Source organism: Blautia sp. AF19-10LB (assembly GCF_003461245.1).
Lineage (GTDB): Bacteria > Bacillota > Clostridia > Lachnospirales > Lachnospiraceae > Blautia_A > Blautia_A intestinihominis.
On the sequence record NZ_QTWS01000001.1, the window covers coordinates 203259 to 225771 of the forward strand.

Genomic DNA, 22513 nt, shown 5'->3' on the forward strand with positions numbered 1-22513 from the left:
ATTGAAGATTCTGATTGCGATCATCATTTTCAGTGCAATCATTTTGATACATGAGCTGGGACATTTTCTCCTGGCGAAATTGAACGGGATCAGTGTGACGGAGTTTTCTCTTGGAATGGGACCGAGATTATTCAGTGTCCAAAAAGGAGAGACACGTTACTCTGTGAAATTACTTCCTCTTGGCGGTTCCTGTGCCATGGTTGGCGAGGATACGGCAGAGGAAGAACTTCCGGGATCTTTTAATGCGGCTCCGGTATGGGGCAGGATCTCTGTCGTGGCGGCAGGCCCGGTCTTTAACTTTATTCTGGCATTTATCCTGTCGGTGATCATTGTCGGTTTTGTCGGTTATGATCCGGCAGAGATCGTGGAAGTACAGCAGGATTCTGCCGCGTCAGAGGCAGGACTTGAGGCAGGCGATGTGATCACGGAATACAATGGATACCATGTGGATCTGGCGAAGGATCTGTATGTGTACAGTTATCTGAACTCACTCAATGAGGGAGATACAGTTACACTTAAAGTACGCCGCGATGGCGAAACGAAGGAAATCCAGTATACACCGGATGTTTCGGTGAGATATCTTCTTGGATTTAACCGTTCGGATGCATCTTCGATGACAGTAGAATCTCTGATCGAGGGAATGCCTCTTGAAGCGGCGGGGCTTCAGCCGGGAGATACGATCACGGCGATCAACGGAACAGAGGTTGCGGATGGAGAAGCATATGATGCTTACCTTCAGGAGCACCCGCTTTCAGATGAGCCGGTGGAGATTACTTATGTGCGTGACGGACTGGATTACACGGCAACGATCACGCCGCAGGAATACCGCACACCGGTACTTGGATTTTCCTATAATCTGGGATATCAGAAGGCGAACGGGCTTGAAGTGCTGAAATATGGTACCCTGGAAGTGAAATATATGATCCGTACTACACTTCTGAGTCTGAAACAGCTTGTTACAGGCGGCCTCGGCTTTAAGGATCTGAGCGGCCCGGTGGGGGTTGTGGATGCGATCGGAACCACTTATGAGGAGAGCAAGAGCGAGGGCGCGCTGATGCTCTGGATGAATATGCTCAACATGGCGGTCCTTTTGTCGGCAAACCTTGGTGTAATGAACCTTCTGCCTCTTCCAGCACTTGACGGAGGAAGACTGGTATTTCTGATCGTAGAAGCAGTCCGCCGCAAACCGATCAACCGAGAGATCGAGGGTATGGTCCATTTTGCGGGGCTGATGCTTCTGATGGCACTGATGGTCGTGGTCATGTATAATGATATTATGAAGATTTTCTGATATAGTTACAGAAGTGGTATTGAGGTTATGAGAAATAAAATTTTGGCATCGCTCATGCTGGCAGGACTGTTCCTCGGCAGTGGTTTCTGTTATCCAGAAAGCATGACCCTGGCAGCAGAACAGCAGAAGAATACAGATTATACGAATGATGACCTGAATTATGAAACAGATACTCTCAAAGTAAATATAGAGCAGAAGGACACTGGTTATACGAAATACTGGGTAGCACATGTGCAGACATTCAGTACCGAACAGCTGAAATCTGCTCTATGTGGTGGAATTTATGGTAATCCGCGCAAGACAACTTCGGAGGAGCTTGCTGCACATGATGGTATCATTGGAATCAATGGCAGTGCGTTTTCCTATGGTTCGGGCGAACCTGCACCTGGCAAGACGATGATCAAGAAAGGCATAGTTTATAATGATGTCTATTCCAATGGAAATATCTTCTGCGTAACAGAAGACGGCGGGATGTTTACCGCTGCTGCGGGAATGACAACGAAGGATCTTCTGAACCGTGGTGTGCAGGATACATACTGTTTTGGACCGACGCTTGTGGAGAATGGTGAAGCAAGTGAGATTTCCGGACAGTTCCACCAGACTTCCAGATATCAGAGAGCAGCAGTCGGGATGGTAAATCCCGGCGACTATTATCTGGTGGTTGTAGATGGTAAGGGATACGGCGGTTCTCAGGGAATGACATATCAGGAACTGCAGCAGGTATTTACAGATCTTGGATGTGATTATGCATACAATCTTGACGGCGGAGGTTCCGCAACCCTGGTATTCAAAGGCAAAGTGCTGAATACCCTGACCGACAACGGCAAAGAAAGAGCTTGCGGAGATATCCTCTATTTTGTGGATGCGGGTAATGGCTCTGAGGGAAAAGACATTGTTGTACATGAGAATGAAGGAATGATAAGCTCATCGGGAGACTCTATATGGTAGTCTCCCGATTTTTGTGCTGTTTTACGCTCCTGTGGCATAAACTATCCTGAGAGCTTTTAGCAGGAGAAATGAATGAGATCTTATGGAGATATCCGGGCGCAGCAGGAGAACGTTGATGAGGGCGGGCTCAAAGTAACAGTGATGACGGCAGACGGGACACGACCGGTGGAGAATGCACTGGTCAGGATCTCGTATACCGGGGAGAGTGGTCAGACGATCGAGGAGGTCAGGACGGATTCGTCCGGGCAGACGCCGGTCCTGGAAGTAAAAACACCGCCGCTGGAGTACAGCATGGAGCCATCGGAGCAGCAGCCATATGCGGAATATACGGTTCAGGTGGAAGCGGAAGGGTTTGAGAATTCCGAGGTTGCCGGGACACAGGTGCTTCCGAGTGTCCTTGCCCAGCAGACGGTCAGCGTTAATTTTCAGGCAAATGCTTCGTTTGAGCGGCTTGTGATCGGACCTCATACTCTGTGGGGCGAATACCCGCCGAAGATCGAAGAAGCAGAAGTAAAGCCTGTGGATGAAAGCGGCGAGATCGTTCTGAGCCGCGTAGTGATCCCGGAATACATCGTTGTCCATGATGGTTCCGTGAACGATACGACAGCAAGGGACTATTATGTGCGTTACAAAGATTACATCAAAAATGTAGCGAGCAGCGAAATCTATGCGACCTGGCCGGACGATACGATCCGGGCAAATGTACTGGTGATCATGTCATTTACCCTGAACCGTGTCTATACCGAGTGGTACCGGAACAAAGGCAAAGACTTCACGATCACTTCATCCACAGCCTACGACCACAAATGGATCCCGGGAAGAAATATTTTTGACAGTATTTCCAGGATCGTGGATGAACTTTTTGAAAATTATCTGTCCAGACCGGATGTGAGACAGCCAATCCTGACCCAGTACTGTGACGGGCGTCAGGTGCAGTGCCGTAATCGCGGGTGGATGACGCAGTGGGGCAGCAAGGCTCTGGGAGACCAGGGATATTCGCCGATCGAAATCCTCAGATATTTCTATGGAAGTGATATATATATCAATGTTGCAGAAGAAGTATCAGGGATTCCGGCGTCCTGGCCGGGATATGATCTCAATATCGGGGCGACAGGCCCAAAAGTCCGCCAGATGCAGGAACAGTTAAATGTGATCGCCGGAGCATATCCGGCAGTGCCGAAAGTGGGCGTGGACGGAATCTATGGAGAGCAGACAAAAGCTTCTGTACAGAAATTCCAGAACGTTTTCGGGCTTCCTGAGACCGGTATCACCGATTATCCGACCTGGTATAAGATCCAGGAAATCTACGTTGCGGTCAGCAGGATTGCAGAATTGAATTAAATTTACAAAAAAACGAAAAAATTTCAAAAAAAGGCTTGACTTTGCCAATTGTTTCTGGTATTCTACTACATGTCGCGAGGGAAAAGCAAAAAGAATTCCCGAGGAAATGCGATATGCGGAAGTGTCGGAACTGGCAGACGAGCAAGACTAAGGATCTTGTAAGCATTGCGCTTGTGTGGGTTCAAGTCCCATCTTCCGCATGAAAGAGAGCCCTGTATCTACGAAGGTACAGGGCTTTTTGCTACCCGGAAATCCACTGAAAAAAGCGGAGAAAAAAATTGAAAAAATTAAAAAAAGGTATTGACTATATGGATAGCATTTGATATACTACCACTTGTCGCGAGGGAAGAGCAAAAGAATTCCCGAGGAAATGCGATATGCGGAAGTGTCGGAACTGGCAGACGAGCAAGACTAAGGATCTTGTGAGCATTGCGCTCGTGTGGGTTCAAGTCCCATCTTCCGCATGAAAGGTATTGACTTTTACATTACCTTTTGTTATATTAATATCTATCGCGAGGAAGCAATTGTTTCCAAGAAATGCGGTATGCGGAAGTGTCGGAACTGGCAGACGAGCAAGACTAAGGATCTTGTAAGCATTGCGCTTGTGTGGGTTCAAGTCCCATCTTCCGCATGAGAGAGAACTCCTGTTAAATCAGGAGTTTTTTTTATGCCATAGCAGATAACTCCATAATGTTCTGCCGATACAAAAAAAGAAATTTTTTTTGAAAAAAAGAGGAATTTGAAACATTATGTAGAATATAATTAATATAGGGTATTTTGTCGTTACTGTGAACCATAGTGTTTTTGCACCTGTGGAGGTAGTGCCTATGAATATACGGGAGAAGATGGAACAGCAGGAACTGGAACTTTTGAGTCCATATGCGGCGTGCAGCGTTCATTCCAGAGGCAGGGAACGCACCGAGGAGGAATGCGATGTCAGGACCGTTTATCAGAGAGACCGTGACCGGATTCTCCACAGCAAGGCATTTCGCAGACTGAAAGATAAGACACAGGTGTTTCTTGCACCGCACGGGGACCATTACAGGAACCGGCTCACGCATACACTTGAGGTATCGCAGATCGCACGCACGATAGCCAAGGCACTTCGCCTGAATGAAGATCTGGTGGAGGCGATCGCGCTCGGACATGATCTTGGACATACACCATTTGGGCATGCGGGGGAGCATGCGCTTGATGAGATCCATCCGGGTGGTTTTACTCATTACCGTCAGAGTATTCGTGTCGTGCAGATCCTGGAGAAGAACGGTGAGGGACTGAACCTTACATGGGAAGTGAGGGATGGCATTCTGAACCATCGGCTCAGCGGCAGTCCTGCGACACTGGAAGGACAGGTTGTCCGCTTTTCCGACAAAATAGCTTATATCCATCATGATATGGATGATGCACAGAGAGCAGGTATCCTGACAGAAGATGATATCCCTGTGACGCTTCGGATACTTCTGGGGTATACAACGAGGGAGAGACTGAATACTTTTGTGCATGATATCATAGAGAACAGCCTTGAGAGAGACCATATCTGTATGTCGGAGAGAATTTTCACGGCACTGATGGATCTTCGGACGATTATGTTCCAGAATGTATATACGCATCCGGAGGCAAAGAGAGAAGAACACAAAGCAGTCAGAATGCTTAAGAAACTATATGAATATTATATCGAGAACCCGGAACAGATGTCCAGGGAATATCAGGAACTCATGAAGCGAGGAGAGCCCGGATCCCAGGCGGTCTGTGATTACCTTTCTGGTATGACAGACCAGTATTCCATGGAGAAGTTCCGGCAGATATACATACCAAAGTCCTGGGAAGGCTATTAAGCAGCAGAGGAGGATGGGCAATGCGTTATTCGGACGATATCATTGAAGAAGTACGTCAGAAGAATGATATTGTAGATGTGGTATCCCAATATGTGAAATTAACCAGGAAGGGCAGTTCCTATTTTGGGTTATGTCCTTTCCACAATGAGAAGACACCTTCATTTTCCGTAACACCGGGGAAGCAGATGTATTATTGCTTTGGCTGCGGAGCCGGTGGGAATGTTTTTAATTTTATCATGGAATATGAGAACTATACGTTTGGTGAGGCTTTGAAACATCTGGCTGACCGTGCGGGAGTGGAACTTCCCCAGATCGAGTATTCCAAAGAAGTGAGAGAGAAGGCACAGGAGCGCGCAGAGCTTCTGGAGATCAACAAGCAGGCCGCGCAGTATTTCTACTATCAGCTCCGTACAGAGAAGGGCGCGCAGGGGTATCAGTACCTTACAGGGCGCGGACTCAGTGAGGAGACGATGCGTAAGTTCGGGCTTGGGTATTCGGACAAATTCGGCGGTGGACTGTATCAGTTCCTTAAGTCCAAGGGTTACGGTGATGACCGGCTTCGGGAATCCGGGCTTTTTAATGTGGACGAGCGTCATGGGATGTATGATAAGTTCTGGAACCGTGTGATCTTTCCGATCATGGATGTCAATAACCGTGTGATCGGTTTTGGCGGACGTGTGATGGGTGACGGCAAACCGAAGTATCTGAACTCCCCGGAGACCAAGATCTTTGACAAGAGCCGTAACCTGTACGGACTTAATGTCGCGAGGACAACGAGGAGGAAATATCTGATTCTTTGTGAAGGATACATGGATGTGATTTCCATGCACCAGGCAGGTTTTACGAATGCAGTGGCCTCGCTTGGAACGGCACTGACTTCCGGTCATGCCAGCCTTTTGAAGCGTTATACGCAGGAAGTCCTGCTTCTCTACGACAGTGATGAGGCAGGTGTCCGTGCGGCGCTCCGTGCGATCCCGATCCTGCGGGAAGCTGGCGTCAATTCCAGAGTTGTGAATCTGCGGCCATATAAGGATCCGGATGAATTTATCAAGAACCTTGGAGCGGAAGCTTTTGAGGAACGGCTTGAGCAGGCGTCGGACAGCTTTATGTTCCGGGTCAGTATTGCAGAGAGCGAGTTCCCGATGGAGGAGCCGCAGGGGCAGAACCGTTTCTTTGAACGTTGTGCAGAGATGCTTCTGGAACTGAAGGATGAACTGGAGCGGAACCTCTATATCGAGGCGATCGTTAAGAAGTACCGCGGTCAGTACGGTATCAGCGTGGAGGATCTCCGTAAGAGAGTCAATACACTGGCTCTTAAGGGCACACCGGCAGAACGCCGCATCCAGCCAAAGAAAAGTCAGAAAGGTGCACCTAAGAAAAAGAAGGACAGTGCTTCTGATCAGGCGCAGAAACTGATGCTGACCTGGATCGTCACCTATCCTAAGATCTTTGACAAAGTGGCACAGTATCTGACACCGGAGGACTTTGTGGTTCCCCTGTACAGGGAAGTAGCGCAGATGCTTTTTTCTCAGAGGGAAGAAGGCGAGGTAAATCCGGCCAGACTCCTGAACAGTTTCACAGACAGTGAAGAGCAGAGAGAAGTTGCATCGCTGTTTAATGCGACGATCCATCTGGAGACTCCCAAGGAGCAGGATCAGGCTTTTGCCGACACGCTTCTTCGGATCAAGACAGAGAGTCTTGCAGAAAGAAACCGCAACTGGAATCCCACGGATATGGCGGGACTTCAGGAAATCATCAAAGCAAAAAAAGAATTAGAGGAACTCGGCCGAAAACGCCGGGATCTGCATATTTCTTTTGAATAAGGATAAAATATAAACACTATATGGAGGGAATAAGCACCTATGGAAATGAATATGGGCAAATTCAGCGAAAAACTGGTTGAGCTTCTGGAGCTTGCAAAAAAGAAAAAGAACGTATTGGAATACCAGGAGATCAGTGATTTCTTCAAAGACCAGCCTCTTGAAGTTGAACAGATGGAAAAGGTATACGATTTCCTGGAAGCCAGCGGAGTCGATGTGCTCCGTATTTCAGGCAATGATGACAGCCTGATGCTGGACGATGATGCAGAGCTGGACAAGCTGGATGATGAGGAAGAGATCGAACTGGATAAGATCGATCTTTCTGTACCGGAAGGTGTCAGCATTGAAGACCCTGTCCGTATGTACCTCAAGGAAATCGGTAAAGTCAGCCTTCTTACAGCAGATGAGGAGATCGAGCTTGCAAAGCGTATGGAGCAGGGCGATGAGGATGCCAAGAAACGTCTGGCAGAAGCTAACCTTCGTCTTGTAGTCAGCATTGCAAAGCGTTATGTAGGACGTGGAATGCTGTTTCTGGATCTGATCCAGGAGGGAAACTTAGGTCTTATTAAAGCCGTTGAGAAATTCGATTACCGCAAGGGATATAAATTCAGTACTTATGCAACATGGTGGATCCGTCAGGCGATCACAAGAGCGATCGCTGACCAGGCAAGAACGATCCGTATCCCTGTGCATATGGTAGAAACTATCAACAAGCTGATCCGCGTTTCCCGTCAGTTACTCCAGGAGTTAGGCCGTGAACCTACCCCGGAAGAAATCGCAGAAGAGATGGATATGAATGTTGACAGAGTACGTGAGATCCTCAAGATCTCTCAGGAACCGGTATCTCTGGAAACTCCGATCGGTGAGGAGGAGGACAGCCACCTTGGAGATTTCATCCAGGATGACAACGTGCCGGTACCGGCAGATGCAGCAGCATTTACTCTTCTCAAGGAACAGCTGATCGAAGTTCTCGGAACTCTTACCGAGAGAGAACAGAAAGTCCTGAGACTGCGTTTCGGACTGGACGATGGACGTGCACGTACCCTTGAGGAAGTTGGTAAGGAATTCAACGTTACAAGAGAGCGTATCCGTCAGATCGAAGCCAAAGCACTGCGTAAACTGCGTCATCCGAGCCGCAGCCGCAAACTGAAGGATTATCTGGACTGATGGGCGCATCTGTACAGATTTCCAGGAGACTTGGCGCGATCGCCGATCTGGTGACACAAGGAAACCGGCTGGTAGATGTGGGATGTGATCATGGATATCTGCCGGTATACCTGAAACTTGAGAACAGGATTCCAAGCGCGATCGCAACAGATGTTGCGGAGGGACCGTTGTCTCGTGCGCACGAGCATATTGAACAGTACGGACTGGGCTCTTACATAGAGACAAGACGCTGTGACGGACTTGCCGATATCGGACATGGCGAGGGAGATACCCTTGTCATTGCCGGCATGGGCGGTCCTCTGATGGAGCGTATCCTTAACGATGGCAGAAGCGTCTGGGATGATTTTCAGGAAATGATCCTTCAGCCGCAGTCAGATATTCCACATTTCAGGCATTTTCTTCTGGAGAATGGATTCCATATCATAGAAGAAGAGATGATCCTTGAGGACGGTAAGTTTTATCCGATCATGAAGGTGAAACGAAATACGGAAACGGAGCCTGAGGTGTGGAGCGCGCAGGAGGAAATGTTTGGAAAAATCCTTCTTGAGAGAAAGCATCCGGTTCTTGAGAAATTCCTGGAAAGAGAGCTCAGGATCCATGAGGAGATCCTTGAGAAGCTCAAAGAAGCTTCCGGGGAGAGCGCAGTAAACCGCAAAAAAGAAGTTGAGGAGGAGCGGCAGCTAATCCTGGCTGCCCTGGACCGATATGAAAGTAAAGGAACTGACAGCGTGGCTGGAGAATAAATATCCGGCAAAAGCAGCAGAACACTGGGACAATGTAGGACTTTTGGTTGGTGATGATGAGGCAGAAGTTTCTCATGTTTTTCTTGCACTGGATCTGACGGAGGAAACTCTGGAAGAAGCGATCCAGGCGGGGGCAGATATGATCATTACGCATCATCCGATGATCTTTAGTGGAATCAAAAAGATCAACAATCATGATTTCACCGGAAGGAGGATCATGCGCCTGATCCAGAATCATATCTGCTATTATGCCATGCATACGAATTATGATGTCCTTGGCATGGCAGATTTGAGTGCAGATTATCTGAAACTTGAGGAGCGGGAAGTTCTTTCTGTGACAGAGGAGACCAGGGACCGCTGTGAGGGATTGGGCCGTGTCGGCATGCTTTCGAAGCAGATGAGCCTCAGAGAATGCGGAGAATTTGTAAAGGCTGCGCTTTCGCTGAATGATGTTAAGATTTATGGAGATCTTGAGCAGCCGGTGCACAGAGCTGCGATCTGTACAGGAAGCGGCAAGAGCATGATCTCAGACGTGCTCGCCAAAGGTGCGGATGTGTATGTCACCGGTGATATTGACCATCATACAGGAATTGATGCAGTGGCAGCAGGACTGGCGGTCATCGATGCCGGTCACTACGGCACAGAATATATTTTTATGGATGCCATGAAAAAGAAGCTCGGCGAAAACTTCCCGGAACTTCCGATCACATGTGCAAAAGTAAAAAGCCCGTATACGATATTGTAGATATCGAACTATAACTATAAAAACGGGAGGGTTTTTATGGAGAATATGGCAAAAGTAACGATCAATGGCGAAACGAAAGAATATCCCTGTGGAACTTCCTACAGGGATATTGTCAATGAATACCAGAAAGATACAGAGGCTCCGATCATACTGGTCACGGTGGATGGGAGACTTCGGGAGCTTCATAAGAGGGTCAAGGGTGACTGCCAGGTAGAGTTTGTCACTACCAGAGACCATATTGGCTTTTCTACGTACAAGAGAAGTGCCTGCCTTGTACTGCTCAAAGCAATCTACGATGTGGCAGGCAAGGACGCGGTCGAGAAGGTGGAGATCCATTATTCCGTTGGCTCCGGCTATTATTTTACAATGACTGGATTTGCAGGATTGGATCAGGACTTTCTGGATCAGGTCAGAACACAGATGCATGAGATCGTAGATGCAAAGGTGCCGATCTGCAAGCGTTCCGTCAATACAGATGAGGCGATCGCACTGTTTCACCATCATCACATGTATGACAAGGAGAAGCTGTTCCGGTACCGCCGTGTTTCCAAGGTGAATATCTATAATATTGGAAACTATGAGGATTATTTCTATGGATATATGGCAGATCATACCGGCTATGTGAAATATTTTGACCTCAAGCTTTATGATGAGGGCTTTGTCCTGGAACTGCCGGAGCGTAAGGATCCATCCGTGATTCCGCCGTTTGCTCCGGAGGAAAAAATCTTCCAGGTGCAGAAGGAATCCCAGGAATGGGCAGAGAAAATGGATATTTCCTATGTCGGCGATCTGAATGACCGCATTACCAGTGAGGGCGTGCGGAACATCCTTCTGGTGCAGGAAGCGCTCCAGGAAGCTAAGATCTCCAGGATCGCACAGCAGATCGTGGAGGACGGCAGCAAAAAATTCATTATGATCGCAGGACCGTCTTCCTCCGGAAAGACCAGCTTTTCGCATCGTCTGTCGATCCAGCTCACAGCACATGGCATGAAGCCGCATCCGATCGCCGTAGATAATTATTTCAAAAACAGAGAAGATACGCCTCTGGATGAATATGGCGAGAGAAATTATGAATGCCTGGAAGCACTGGATGTGGAGAAATTTAATGAGGATATGCTGGCACTTCTTCGGGGAGAGTGCATTGAACTGCCGGTATTTAACTTTGTGACAGGTCACAGGGAATACAGAGGAGATTTCCTTGAACTTGGGAAAGATGATGTCCTCGTTATCGAGGGAATCCATGGACTCAATGATAAACTGAGCCATTCCCTCCCGAAAGAAAGTAAATTCAAAATCTACATCAGTGCACTGACACAGCTGAATGTCGACAAGCACAACCGTATTCCGACCACAGATGGCAGACTGATCCGAAGGATCGTGCGTGATGCAAGAACACGTGGAACGAGCGCAAAGGATACGATCGCCAGATGGCCGTCGGTAAGAAGAGGAGAGGAAGCAAATATCTTCCCGTATCAGGAAGAAGCAGATGTGATGTTCAACTCCGCACTTGTCTATGAACTGGCATGCCTGAAGCTGTATGCAGAGCCGCTTCTGTTCGGAATCAGTAAGAAGGAACCGGAGTATCTGGAGGCGAAACGCCTTCTCAAATTCTTGGATTATTTTGTTGCAGTACCGAGCGATGATATCCCGCGGAATTCTCTTCTTAGGGAGTTTGTAGGGGGAAGCTGCTTTGATGTGTGACCTTGTGAAATAAATTTGTACTTTACTTAAAGGCAGATTCGTGTTAGAATAGCATTCGTGCGAGCAGGCCAGGTGATCGCGGCTGTACAGACGAAAGGGTACAGACGAGGAAAGTCCGGGCTTCACAGGGCAGGATGCCGGATAACGTCCGGTGGAGGTGACTCCCAGACCAGTGCAACAGAAATAAACCGCCTCCTTTGGAGGTAAGGGTGGAAAGGCAGTGTAAGAGACTACCGCCGTTGTGGTAACAGAACGGGCACATGTAAACTCCATTCGAAGCAAGACCGAAAAGAAAGCAATACGGCTGCCCGTCGTGCTTTCAGGTGGGTCGCTCGAGCCAGCTGGCAACGGCTGGCCTAGACAGATGATCACTCAACGACATAACCCGGCTTATCGGTCTGCTCGCACAAAAAAAGAAACGCTCATTTCCCCGCCTCCTAATAAGAAAACATGAGATAGTCCAGTAAAATCAATGTTTTCAGAGGCAAGGAACACGATGTGAAGTCAAAAAATCAAATACTGGCAGGATAAAGGGTGCTGATGTGAAATATCAGCACCCTTTTCCTGTCCCAAACGCCATAGGGAATCCTATGGCGTTTTTACTTTCCATCAAGTACACGGAAAACTGTATTGAAAGGGGTGAGAAATCGAAGGTATTTCTTCATGTAGGAAATGCAAATCAAGTGTCCATAGGTTTTCCCACATGGAGAAGCAAGTGGGCACAGAATTGAATTTTTTCCGAAAACGAACACTTTTCCAGACCGCCGGAGGGAGGTGAGATTATGGCGGTATTTCGCATTGAGAAAACCCGCGACTACACGGTGATGGCAAACCATCATCTGCGGAACACGGCACTGTCGCTGAAAGCGAAGGGGCTGCTGTCCCTCATGCTATCCTTGCCGGAGGATTGGGACTACACCACCAAAGGTCTTGCGCGGATATGCCGGGATGGAGTGGACAGCATTTGTGCTACGGTCCGGGAGCTGGAGGATGCGGGATACATTATCCGTGAAAGAGTCCGCAACGCCAACGGGCGGCTCGGCAGCATCGAGTACACGATTTTGGAGCAGCCCAGGCCGCCGGAACCTAAACCGGGAAAACCTGAACGGGAAAATCCAGTTCAGGTAAAACCAGTCTTGGATTCTCCTGTCTTGGGAAAACCTGAACAGGAAAAACCCGCACAATTAAATACTAAAGGATCAAGTAACCAAATATCAAATACTGATTCATCAAGTACGGAAGGATCAAATCCTATCCAATCAAGTCCCCAAACCCCCGCAGAGACCAAACGAACCGGACGGGACTGGATGCGGGAGCGAGAGAGCTATCGGGAACTGATTTTGGAGAATATCGAGTATGACTATCTATGCCGGGATGACCGGCTGGATCGGGATATGCTGAATGAACTGGTGGAACTCATGGTGGATACCGTCTGTTCCCGCAGGGAAACGATCCGCATTGCCGGGGACGACTATCCGGCGGAGGTGGTCAAATCCCGGTTCCTGAAGCTGAACAGTTCTCACATCGAGTATGTGTTGGACCGTATGCGGGAGAACACCACCTATGTCCGCAACATCAAGAAATATCTGCTGGCTGCCCTGTATAACGCCCCGGCCACCATCGACAGCTACTATGCGTCCCTGGTGAACCACGATCTGTACGGCAGCGGAGAAAGGAGGTAATCACTCATGCAGGAAGAAGTCACCCAGCGCACCGTTGCCCTCTGCGTGGAGGCCACCAAGCTCTCCGCCGGAATGCTGCAACAGGCCATGAAAAAAGTGCTGGACGAGATGCAGAAAGGCGTGACCGACCACAAGAGTAAACTGCACCACGGCAAGCAGACCCTCCGGCAACTGATGAAGCACAACACCGGCGTTTCCAACATCGAGATCACCGACCAAAACATCCGGGCCTTTTCCGCCACCGCCAAGAAATACGGCATTGACTTCGCGCTGAAAAAGGACACCAGCGGCGAGATACCCCGCTACCTGGTGTTCTTCAAGGGCCGGGATGCCGACGTTATCACGGCGGCCTTCCGGGAGTTCTCCGCAAAGAACCTGGAGAAAGAGAAAAAGCCCTCCATCCGCAAGGAACTGGAGCAGGCAAAGCAGCAGGCCAAAGCCCAGCACCGCCAGCGGGAGAAGGTCAAGACCAAAGACCGGGGTGTGGAATTATGACGGTTGACTGGAAGAAAAAGCTGCTCCCCAACCTCCCATATCTACTGTTCGTGTATCTCTTTGATAAGCTCTGCCAGGCGGTGCGCCTCGCGCCCGGCCTTGACGCCTCTGAAAAGTTTCTGCATTTGAGCCAGGGCTTTACGGAGGCGTTTTCTTCTGCGGCGCCCAGCCTGCACCTATTAGACCTGCTGGCAGGTATCGCCGGGGCGATCATTGTTCGGCTGGCGGTGTACGCCAAAGGGAAAAACGCCCGCAAATACCGCAAGGGCATTGAATACGGCAGCGCCCGATGGAGTGCATAATCTTAACTGTAAACAACGACTTTATGGACGCAGGAGGATATGCACATGAGCAATTACAATAAAATCACAGCCCTTTACTCCCGCCTTTCCGTAGGCGACGAAGACAGGGACGGCGGCGAGAGCAACAGCATACAGAACCAAAAAATCTTTTTAGAGAACTACGCCAAAGGACAGCACCTAACCAATATCCGCCACTACATTGACGACGACGAAAGCGGCAGGTTCTTTGACCGTTCCGCTTATTCCCGCATGATTGAAGATGTGGAAAGCGGCAAAATCGGTGTCTGCATTATGAAAGACCTTACCCGCTGGGGGCGCGACTATCTCCAAGTTGGCAACGCTATGGAGATTTTCAGACGGAACAATGTACGCTTTATCGCAGTCAACAACGGTATAGACAGCGAAAACCCCGACACATTAGAGTTTGCCCCCTTTATCAATATCATGTCGGAGTGGTACGCAAAGGACATCAGCAAGAAAGTGAAAACGGGCATTAAGACCAAAGGCATGAGTGGAAAGCCGATTGCCACCGAAGCCCCTTACGGCTATATCAAAGCCCCGGACAACAAGGATTTTTGGATAATCGACGAGGAAGCCGCCGAGGTTGTACGCCTTATTTTCCGTCTGTTTTTGGACGGGAAAAACCGAAACCAAATCGCCGTATATCTGACACAGGAGCAAATCCCAACCCCCACTTTCTACATGAAAGACCGCGGGCGGGGAACTTGTAAAAATAAGACGCTCAACGAGGATAACCGTTACAAGTGGAACAAAGCCACGCTGACCCATATCCTCACGCGGCAGGAGTATTGCGGCGATGTAGTCAACTTCAAGACCACAAAGCATTTCCGGGATAAGCGAAACCACTATGTAGACAGAAGCCAGTGGCACATCACAGAAAATGTGCATGAGCCGATTATTGACCGCACCGACTTTGAAAATGTGCAGCGGATTTTGGAAAACGCACCTGTCAAACGCCCCAACGGGGACGGAGAAATCCACCCTCTGTCCGGCTTGCTTTTCTGTAAAGACTGCGGTGCAAAAATGCACATTCGCATAGATTACCGAAACGGCGGCAAGCGCCATGTTGCCTATTGCAGCGAGTACCACAAGGGAAAAGCCAAAAATCCCAAGTGCAGCTCCCCGCACATCATGGACGCGGATCTGCTTATGCAGACCGTCGCAGATGTGCTGAAAAAAATCGCGGAATACTCTATCAGCAACCGGGCAGAGTTTGAAGCCTTAGTGAAAAAGAGCCTTGCCATGCAGCAGACCGACAAGACAAAGAAACAGCAGAAGCGTATCCCGCAAATCACGACGCGCCTTGAACAGATTGACAAGGTGCTGAATAAACTTTATGAGGACAACGCGCTGGGTACTATCCCACAAGACCGCTATGAGCAGATGTCGCAGAAGTATTCCGAAGAATACTACTCACTGAAAGCCGAGCTTGAACAGCTTAGGGAACAGCTATCCGCTTTTGAGAACGCGGGAGGACGGGCGCAGAAGTTTGTAAAGCTGATAGACCGTTACGCTGACTTTACCGACCTTACCCCGACTATCCTCAACGAGTTTATCAGCCGGATTGAAGTGCATGAGCGTGACAAGAAAAGGGCGAAACAGGCTATTCAGCATATCGGGATATATTTTAACCATATCGGCAGATTTGAAAATGAACTGACACAGCTTGCAGAGCCGACAGAGCAGGAAATCCGGCAAATGCGTGAGGAAATCGAAGAAGCAAGAAAGGAAAAGAGCCGCGCCTACCACCGCAACTATTCAAGAGAATACCGGGCGAGAAATCTTGAAAAGAGGCGGGAGTACGACCGTATCAAAGCGCGGGAATATCGGGCGAAGAAAAAGGCGCAGGCTGCCGCCGCACTGTCCGCACCATAAAACAGAATAGCAACATCATAGAGGGATTTTCCGAACTACGGGAAGTCCCTTTTTTACGCCCGGAGAAAGGAGTAACCTATTGACAGAAAAGAAAGGAACACCCACCCCGCCGACCAAACCGGACGGAGTTATCACGACACAGAGAAACGGGCAGACCATTGTTGCGGAGCTGTTTTTTAACCACAACGCCACAGAAACATTCTCCGACAAGCTGCTGAAAACGATACTTGCCGACAGTCTGCGTTTTTCTGCGTCTGACGGTCAAGAGCCGGAAAAAACAGAAATCTTGCGATAACAGCCGCCCCGACGATACATTCCCCGTTTGGGCGGTTTTTATCGTCAAAAACGCAGTTTTCCCCAAGTCAAGAGCCGAGGAAAACACCCGAAAAACACCCCTATTGCGTAACAGGGACGCAGAAAGGAGCTTGCATGAGAACAGGGCTTACCAAACAGGAAAAGACCACCGATATATGGTTTGACGAGAAAGACCCCCTTATCCATATCCGCACCCACAACACCAACCTCAAAAAGCGGCTTGCCGCTTATGCCGAGCAGTACCCCGACGAGTGCTACCAGACCGACACAGACCACGAAACAGGCTGCATGGAGTTTGATATTGCAAAGGGGCGTTTCTCTTTCCGTCTGACCGCCCCATACAATGAGCAACGCCGGAGAGCCGCCAGCGAAGCGGCGAAAGCTAACGCAAGCAATCTCACGCGAAGTGTGGTATAATTTTTTGAAAAAGTTTGAGATTTGATGTAGTATTCGTCGTTAAAACCGTAGTATATAGGTGAAGCCGGAGAGGAGGCGGTGCAATGATAGAGGATGAAAAAATCATAGAAATGTTTTTTGAACGTTCAGAACAAGGCATACGGGAGTTGGATATAAAATACGGAACAGTCTGCCACAATCTTTCCTATCATATCGTAGGAAGTAGGCAGAACGCAGAGGAATGTGTAAACGACGCTTATTTAGGTGTATGGAACACTATTCCCCCTGCACGACCTAACCCACTTTTATCCTATGTTCTGAAAATCGTTCGGAACATTTCAATCAAAATTTATTGGAGAAAGGAAGCAGCCAAACGAAGCAGCCATTACACGATTGCTTTGGAGGAAATTGAAACCTATGTAGCAGATACTCACACAGTAGAAGCAGAAATTGAAGCTAAAGAATTAGCCCGTATCATTGAAAGTTTTTTAGATACGCTGACTACTGAAAACCGCGTTATTTTCATGCGCCGCTATTGGTTTTCTGACAGCTACAAAGACATAGCCGAGGTTGTGGGGCTTTCAGAGAAAAATGTCTCTGTCCGGCTGACCCGTATCCGCGAAAAGATGAAACAATATTTAATTGAAAGAGAGGTCTTTATATGAACGCAAAGAAGTTTTCCGACGCTATGAGCGAGCTTGACAACAAATACATTGACGAAGCCCTTAACTATAAGAAAAAGGTCAAGAAGCCCATTTGGATTAAATGGGGAGCTATGGTAGCCAGTTTGCTCCTTGTTTTTACCATGTCTGTTCCAGCATTAGCGGCAGCAGATTTTGGACCAGCTTATAATCTACTCTACAAGGTATCTCCGGCAATTGCCCAAAAGTTAAAGCCTGTTAGTATGTCCTGCGAGGATAATGGGATTAAGTTTGAAGTAATTTCGGCTTATGTTGAGGGTAGCGAAGCAAAGATTTTTATTTCCGTACAAGATATTGACGGAGATAGAATTGATGAAACGACAGATTTGTTTGATAGCTTTAGTATCAATACACCTTTTGATTGTAGCAGTTCGTGTGAAAATATAAGCTATGACACCGAAACAAAAACCGCCACTTTCCTAATTTCTATATCACAATGGAATGAAAAAGACATTATTGGTGAGAAAATTACTTTTTGTGTCCGAGAAATGCTGAGCAATAAGCAGGAATATGATGCGATATTGACAGATTTGGATTTGACCCAAATTAGTGCTACACCAAAAACAATTACCCCGACTCAAATTTGGGGTGGTGGGGGAACAAACTACAATGAAATGGAAAACAATTTTCAGGCATTGAAAACAACAGGTATTCTGTGTTCCCCTATTGCTGAGGTAGATATTACAGCCATGGGATATGTGGATGGGAAATTGCATATACAAGTCAAGTACGAGGATAGTTTAGAAACGGATAATCATGGCTATATCTATTTCAAAAATGACAAAGGAGAGGAAATCCACTGTATCGCAAATATTGCATTTTCTACTGATAGTGAACATCAAGAACGGTATGTGGAATATGTTTATGATTTGTCAGATGTTGATTTAACCCAATATAAAGTATATGGATATTTTGTTACGAGCGATACACATATCGAAGGAAATTGGAGTGTTACTTTCCCTTTAGAAAGCATAAGTCAATAAGTTTTCGTAGTTACCGATATAAATACAAACCAAATAATTCAATGAGAGCAGCCTTTTTCACACAAAAACGGCTGCTCTTTTCTATGCTATGAGCAGAAAGGAGCGATCAACCATGACAAAGCCAAGAGAGAAAACCCGCGAGGAACTGCAAGCCGAAATCGAGGACGGAAAAAAGAAAATCCGGCAGTTTGAGAACCGGGAAAAGGTGCTGCGGCAAAAGCTGTCGCAAGAGGAACGCCGGACACGCAGCCACCGCCTTATTGTCCGAGGCGCAGTCTTTGAAAGCATTGTGCCGGAAGCAAAGAACATGAGCGACGAGGAAGCCGCAGCACTTCTTAGGTTTGCACTGACGAGTGAGCTGGTACGGGAATATCTGAAAAAACGAGCCGAGAACGGGAACGCTGAATAAATCCCTTAGACACTAAGGGCGCACTTATACACCCTAACGGGCGTGTGCGCTCTGCCGAGGGCTTTATCTTAAGCACAGGGATTTTACCCCGCGCTACGATTGGCGGCTTTGCCGCAGACAGGGGACGCTACACTTCCCCTGCGACAGCTTGCGCTGTCTACCCTTTTGTGTACTTGCGGAAACCGAACACCTTGCTACGCAAGCTATTCATTTTCCACAAGTTTTATATCCGCTATACTGGAGGTGATACCCATAGCCATTTACCATTGTAACATCAGCATAGTCAGTCGGGGCAAAGGCAAATCAGCAGTTGCCGCAGCCGCCTACCGAAGCGGCGAAAAGCTGACAAACGAGTGGGACGGAATGACCCACGACTACACCCGCAAAGGCGGCGTTGTCCATACCGAAATCATGCTGCCGCCCCATGCCCCGCCCTCTTTCTCTGACCGTTCTACCCTATGGAACAGCGTGGAACTTTATGAGAAAGCCGGGAACGCCCAGCTTGCGCGTGAGATTGACGCAGCACTCCCCATAGAATTATCACGAGAGGAACAGATACGGCTTGTCCGGGAATACTGTTCCTCTCAATTTGTTTCTAAAGGAATGTGCGTGGATTTTGCTATCCATGACACCGACAGCGGCAACCCCCATTGTCATATCATGCTGACCATGCGACCACTTGACGAGCGCGGCGCGTGGGCGGCGAAGTCTAAAAAGGAATATGACCTTGATGAAAACGGGGAGCGCATACGCTTGCCGAATGGCAGATACAAGACCCACAAGGTTGACCTCACAGGCTGGAACGACAAAGGCAACGCCCTCTTGTGGCGCAAAGCGTGGGCTGATATTTCAAACAGCTATCTTGAACGCGCCGGAAGCACAGAGCGTATCGACCACCGCAGCAACGCCGAGAGAGGAATTGACGAGATACCTACTGTCCACATGGGCGTAGCCGCCTGTCAAATGGAGAAGAAAGGCATAGCCACCGAGAAAGGCGAACTGAACCGGGCTATCCGCAAATCAAACAGACTGATAAAGGAAATCCGGGCGCAGATCGGCAACCTCAAAGAATGGATTGCCGGACTGCTTGCGGCGTGGGAAACTTCCCCAAGAAAACAACAACCGCCAAAATCTCCGAACCTTGCAAATCTTCTGATGAAGTATTTGGGCGTTCAGAGGGAAAAGAGCCGGAAGTATTCGCAGAGCTGGCAGCACCAACACGCAGCCGACGAACTGAAAACCATATCACAGGCAGCCAATTATCTTGCGGAGCATGGTATCTCTACACTTGACGAGTTGGACGCTTCTCTTTCCTCTGTCAGTGATGAAGCCTTTTCTATCCGGGAGGGAATGAAAGCCGCCGAGCAGCGCATGAAAGAGCTGCAAAAGCTGATAGAGAACGGAGAGAATTATTTGCAGTATAAGCCCATTCATGCCGAACTAAAAAAGCTGAAAAACGGCTGGACGAACAAACGGGATAAGTATGAGGAAGCCCACCGCGCCGAGCTGACCTTATGGAACGCAGCAAGCCGCTATCTCCATGCAAATCTGACGGATACAAAGACGCTGCCTATCTCCAAATGGAAACAGGAATACGCCGACCTCAAAGAGCAGAGAGATACTGACTACACCAAACTGAAAGCTACCCGCGCCGAAGTTGCCGAGCTTCAGAAGATACGCAAGTGCGTCGATATTGCGCTGAAAGCCGAGCAGCCGGAGCAAACACAGAGCCGCACCAAGCGGCACGATATAGACCGCTGAAAGGAGTTGAAATTTTATGTATTACACCCAAGAACAAATAGACTGCGCCAACCAAGCCGACCTTGTTTCTTTTCTGCAAGGACAGGGCGAGCAGCTTACCCGCGCCGGACAGGAATACCGCTGGAAACGGCATGACAGCTTGACTATTCGGGGAAACAAATGGTACAGGCACAGCCAGAGCAAAGGCGGCGCACCCATTGATTTTGTCATGGAGTTTTTCGGAAAGAGCTTTACCGAAGCCGTAGAACTGCTGACAGGAGAAAAAGGCGCAGCACCGCCGCCGGACAGACCAAGCCCCGCGTCCTTTTCTGACTTTCGACTGCCGCCCCACAACACCGACAACCACATAGCGAGGAACTTCCTCACAGCCGCCCGCCACATTGATGAAGATGTGTCGGGCTTTTTCTTTTCCACCGGGGATATTTACGAGGAAGCCGCCCACCATAACGCCGTATTCGTAGGACGGGACGAGGACGGAGTACCACGATACGCCCACCAACGCGGCACAGCCGGGAACTTCCGGCTTGATGTGAAAGGCAGCGACAAAGCCTTTAACTTCTGCTATCGGGGCGAGGGCGAAAGATTGTTTGTCTTTGAAGCCCCTATTGACCTGTTATCTTTTCTCTGTCTGTTCAAAAAGGACTGGCAGAAGCAAAGCTATCTTGCGCTGGGTGGCGTGGGAGATAAAGCCCTTATGCGCTTTCTCTCTGACCGCCCGAACATCAAGACCGTATATCTCTGCCTTGACAGCGACCAAGCCGGAAACGACGCTTGTAGCCGCCTTGTGGAGCTTATGCCGGAGGGCTTGACCGTCCACCGCCTTATCCCTCTTTTCAAAGACTGGAACGAGGTGCAGACGCGCCGGGGCGAAATCACAGACGGGAAATATCTGCGGGAAGCTGTCTATGGATTGAAAGAACCGCCACAGGAAGAAACCGTTGAGATTATCCGCATGAGCGAGGTTGACACACAGACCGTTGAATGGCTATGGGAGCCGTATATCCCCTTTGGGAAAGTAACCATAGTACAGGGCAACCCCGGCGAGGGAAAGACCACCTTTGCGCTGCGCCTTGCCGCTGCCTGTACCACTGGCGGGACGCTTCCGGGCATGAAGCCCATACAGCCGTTTCAAGTTATTTATCAGACCGCCGAGGACGGTTTGGGAGATACCGTCAAACCCCGCTTGATAGAAGCCGCCGCAGACCTTGACCGGGTGCTTGTGATTGATGAAGCAAAACGGGAGCTTACCCTGTCCGACGAGCGCATAGAGAAAGCAATCATACAGAACGGGGCGCGTCTGATTATCCTTGACCCCATACAGGCGTATATGGGCGACAAAGCCGACATGAACAAGGCAAACGAGGTGCGCCCCATTTTTCGCCGCCTTGCCGAAGTTGCGGAGCGTACCGGGTGCGCCGTTATCCTTATCGGACACCTTAACAAAGCTGCCGGAGGACAGAGCGCATACAGGGGCTTAGGTTCTATCGACTTTAGAGCCGCAGCAAGGAGCGTCCTTTTAATCGGGCGCGTGAAGCGTGAGCCGAATGTGCGTGTTATCATTCACGACAAATCTTCCCTTGCGCCGGAGGGAAAGCCCGTTGCCTTTTGCCTTGACCCGGAAACAGGCTTTGAGTGGATAGGCGAATATGATATAACTGCCGACGAGCTGCTGTCCGGCGCGGGCGGCAACAACGCCACCAAAACCGAACAGGCTGAAAAGCTGATACTTGACCTACTGGCAGACGGAAAAGAACTTGCCAGCGAGGACATAGAGAAAGCCGCAGCCGACGCGGGAATTTCTGCCCGTACTGTCCGGGCGGCAAAGAAAAACCTTGACGGGCGCATTACCTCAAAGCGTATCGGCGCAGCATGGTATCACGCCCTAAAAAAGTGAACTGGCAAAATCCAAGTGGCAAAACCCAGATACCTTGCCACTTTGCCACTTCGCCACTTCAACCATAATCCCACAGCCCCATGTATGA

19 protein-coding genes, 3 tRNA genes, 1 other RNA gene and 1 pseudogene are annotated in these 22513 nt (G+C 49.0%); all 24 read left to right on the forward strand.

Annotated elements, in window-relative coordinates; translation table 11 throughout:
* The first annotated feature begins 1 nt into the window (after position 1).
* The 24 genes and pseudogenes from rseP (at position 2) to DWX28_RS01065 (ending at position 22425) form a co-directional block, all read left to right on the forward strand.
* Positions 2–1291: an RIP metalloprotease RseP gene (gene rseP, locus DWX28_RS00950; RefSeq protein ID WP_118251406.1), complete on the forward strand. Its 1290-nt coding sequence runs from the start codon at positions 2–4 to the stop codon at positions 1289–1291.
* Between the two features lie 27 nt (positions 1292–1318).
* Positions 1319–2239, forward strand: a complete 921-nt coding sequence (locus DWX28_RS00955) for a phosphodiester glycosidase family protein (RefSeq protein WP_118251407.1) — start codon at positions 1319–1321, stop codon at positions 2237–2239.
* A 72-nt stretch (positions 2240–2311) separates the two neighbouring features.
* On the forward strand, positions 2312–3580 hold the full coding sequence (locus tag DWX28_RS00960) for a peptidoglycan-binding protein (protein ID WP_118251408.1): 1269 nt from the start codon (positions 2312–2314) through the stop codon (positions 3578–3580).
* A gap of 115 nt (positions 3581–3695) precedes the next feature.
* Positions 3696–3780 (forward strand) — tRNA-Leu (locus DWX28_RS00965).
* 179 nt (positions 3781–3959) lie between these two features.
* Positions 3960–4044 (forward strand) — tRNA-Leu (locus tag DWX28_RS00970).
* A gap of 82 nt (positions 4045–4126) precedes the next feature.
* Positions 4127–4211: transfer RNA gene (locus DWX28_RS00975), tRNA-Leu, on the forward strand.
* Positions 4212–4407: 196 nt separating this feature from the next.
* Complete coding sequence (locus DWX28_RS00980) at positions 4408–5415, forward strand: deoxyguanosinetriphosphate triphosphohydrolase (protein ID WP_118251409.1); 1008 nt, start codon at positions 4408–4410, stop codon at positions 5413–5415.
* A 20-nt stretch (positions 5416–5435) separates the two neighbouring features.
* Positions 5436–7238, forward strand: coding sequence for a DNA primase (gene dnaG, locus DWX28_RS00985; RefSeq protein WP_118251410.1), 1803 nt, complete (start codon positions 5436–5438; stop codon positions 7236–7238).
* A 39-nt stretch (positions 7239–7277) separates the two neighbouring features.
* The gene (gene rpoD / locus DWX28_RS00990; RefSeq protein ID WP_022215535.1) at positions 7278–8402 is read left to right on the forward strand and encodes an RNA polymerase sigma factor RpoD; all 1125 of its coding nucleotides are present in this window, start codon (positions 7278–7280) and stop codon (positions 8400–8402) included.
* Complete coding sequence (locus DWX28_RS00995) at positions 8402–9145, forward strand: tRNA (adenine(22)-N(1))-methyltransferase (protein ID WP_118251411.1); 744 nt, start codon at positions 8402–8404, stop codon at positions 9143–9145. Before rpoD ends, DWX28_RS00995 begins: the two co-directional genes overlap by 1 nt.
* Positions 9108–9890 (forward strand): Nif3-like dinuclear metal center hexameric protein, encoded by a 783-nt coding sequence (locus DWX28_RS01000; RefSeq protein ID WP_118251412.1) that lies wholly within the window; start codon positions 9108–9110, stop codon positions 9888–9890. The genes DWX28_RS00995 and DWX28_RS01000 overlap by 38 nt, the downstream gene beginning before the upstream one ends.
* 45 nt (positions 9891–9935) lie before the next feature.
* Complete coding sequence (locus tag DWX28_RS01005; RefSeq protein WP_442857728.1) at positions 9936–11591, forward strand: nucleoside kinase; 1656 nt, start codon at positions 9936–9938, stop codon at positions 11589–11591.
* 60 nt (positions 11592–11651) lie between these two features.
* Positions 11652–12000, forward strand: an RNA gene (gene rnpB, locus DWX28_RS01010) — RNase P RNA component class A.
* Between the two features lie 373 nt (positions 12001–12373).
* Positions 12374–13273 (forward strand): DUF6017 domain-containing protein, encoded by a 900-nt coding sequence (locus DWX28_RS01015; RefSeq protein ID WP_117515954.1) that lies wholly within the window; start codon positions 12374–12376, stop codon positions 13271–13273.
* A 6-nt stretch (positions 13274–13279) separates the two neighbouring features.
* Positions 13280–13768 carry a PcfB family protein gene (locus tag DWX28_RS01020; protein ID WP_118251414.1) on the forward strand — a complete coding sequence of 163 codons (489 nt, stop codon included), beginning with the start codon at positions 13280–13282 and terminating at the stop codon, positions 13766–13768.
* Positions 13765–14061: pseudogene (locus DWX28_RS01025) on the forward strand (VirD4-like conjugal transfer protein, CD1115 family); the annotation flags it as partial. The gene DWX28_RS01020 and the pseudogene DWX28_RS01025, both read left to right, overlap by 4 nt.
* 54 nt (positions 14062–14115) lie before the next feature.
* Positions 14116–15966: a recombinase family protein gene (locus DWX28_RS01030; protein ID WP_055304249.1), complete on the forward strand. Its 1851-nt coding sequence runs from the start codon at positions 14116–14118 to the stop codon at positions 15964–15966.
* Between the two features lie 79 nt (positions 15967–16045).
* Positions 16046–16261: a transposon-encoded TnpW family protein gene (locus DWX28_RS01035; protein WP_055304251.1), complete on the forward strand. Its 216-nt coding sequence runs from the start codon at positions 16046–16048 to the stop codon at positions 16259–16261.
* Positions 16262–16395: 134 nt separating this feature from the next.
* Positions 16396–16698 carry a hypothetical protein gene (locus DWX28_RS01040; RefSeq protein WP_055304253.1) on the forward strand — a complete coding sequence of 101 codons (303 nt, stop codon included), beginning with the start codon at positions 16396–16398 and terminating at the stop codon, positions 16696–16698.
* Positions 16699–16781: 83 nt separating this feature from the next.
* A complete protein-coding gene (locus DWX28_RS01045; protein ID WP_055304255.1) occupies positions 16782–17342 on the forward strand; it encodes an RNA polymerase sigma factor in 561 nt (186 codons plus the stop codon).
* Positions 17339–18361, forward strand: a complete 1023-nt coding sequence (locus DWX28_RS01050; RefSeq protein WP_055304257.1) for a DUF4179 domain-containing protein — start codon at positions 17339–17341, stop codon at positions 18359–18361. Before DWX28_RS01045 ends, DWX28_RS01050 begins: the two co-directional genes overlap by 4 nt.
* A 112-nt stretch (positions 18362–18473) precedes the next feature.
* Positions 18474–18770 carry a DUF3847 domain-containing protein gene (locus DWX28_RS01055; RefSeq protein WP_117628576.1) on the forward strand — a complete coding sequence of 99 codons (297 nt, stop codon included), beginning with the start codon at positions 18474–18476 and terminating at the stop codon, positions 18768–18770.
* A gap of 252 nt (positions 18771–19022) precedes the next feature.
* Positions 19023–20531, forward strand: coding sequence for a MobQ family relaxase (gene mobQ / locus DWX28_RS01060; protein ID WP_227194740.1), 1509 nt, complete (start codon positions 19023–19025; stop codon positions 20529–20531).
* 16 nt (positions 20532–20547) lie between these two features.
* Positions 20548–22425, forward strand: coding sequence for an AAA family ATPase (locus tag DWX28_RS01065; protein ID WP_117628574.1), 1878 nt, complete (start codon positions 20548–20550; stop codon positions 22423–22425).
* Positions 22426–22513: the final 88 nt, after the last annotated feature.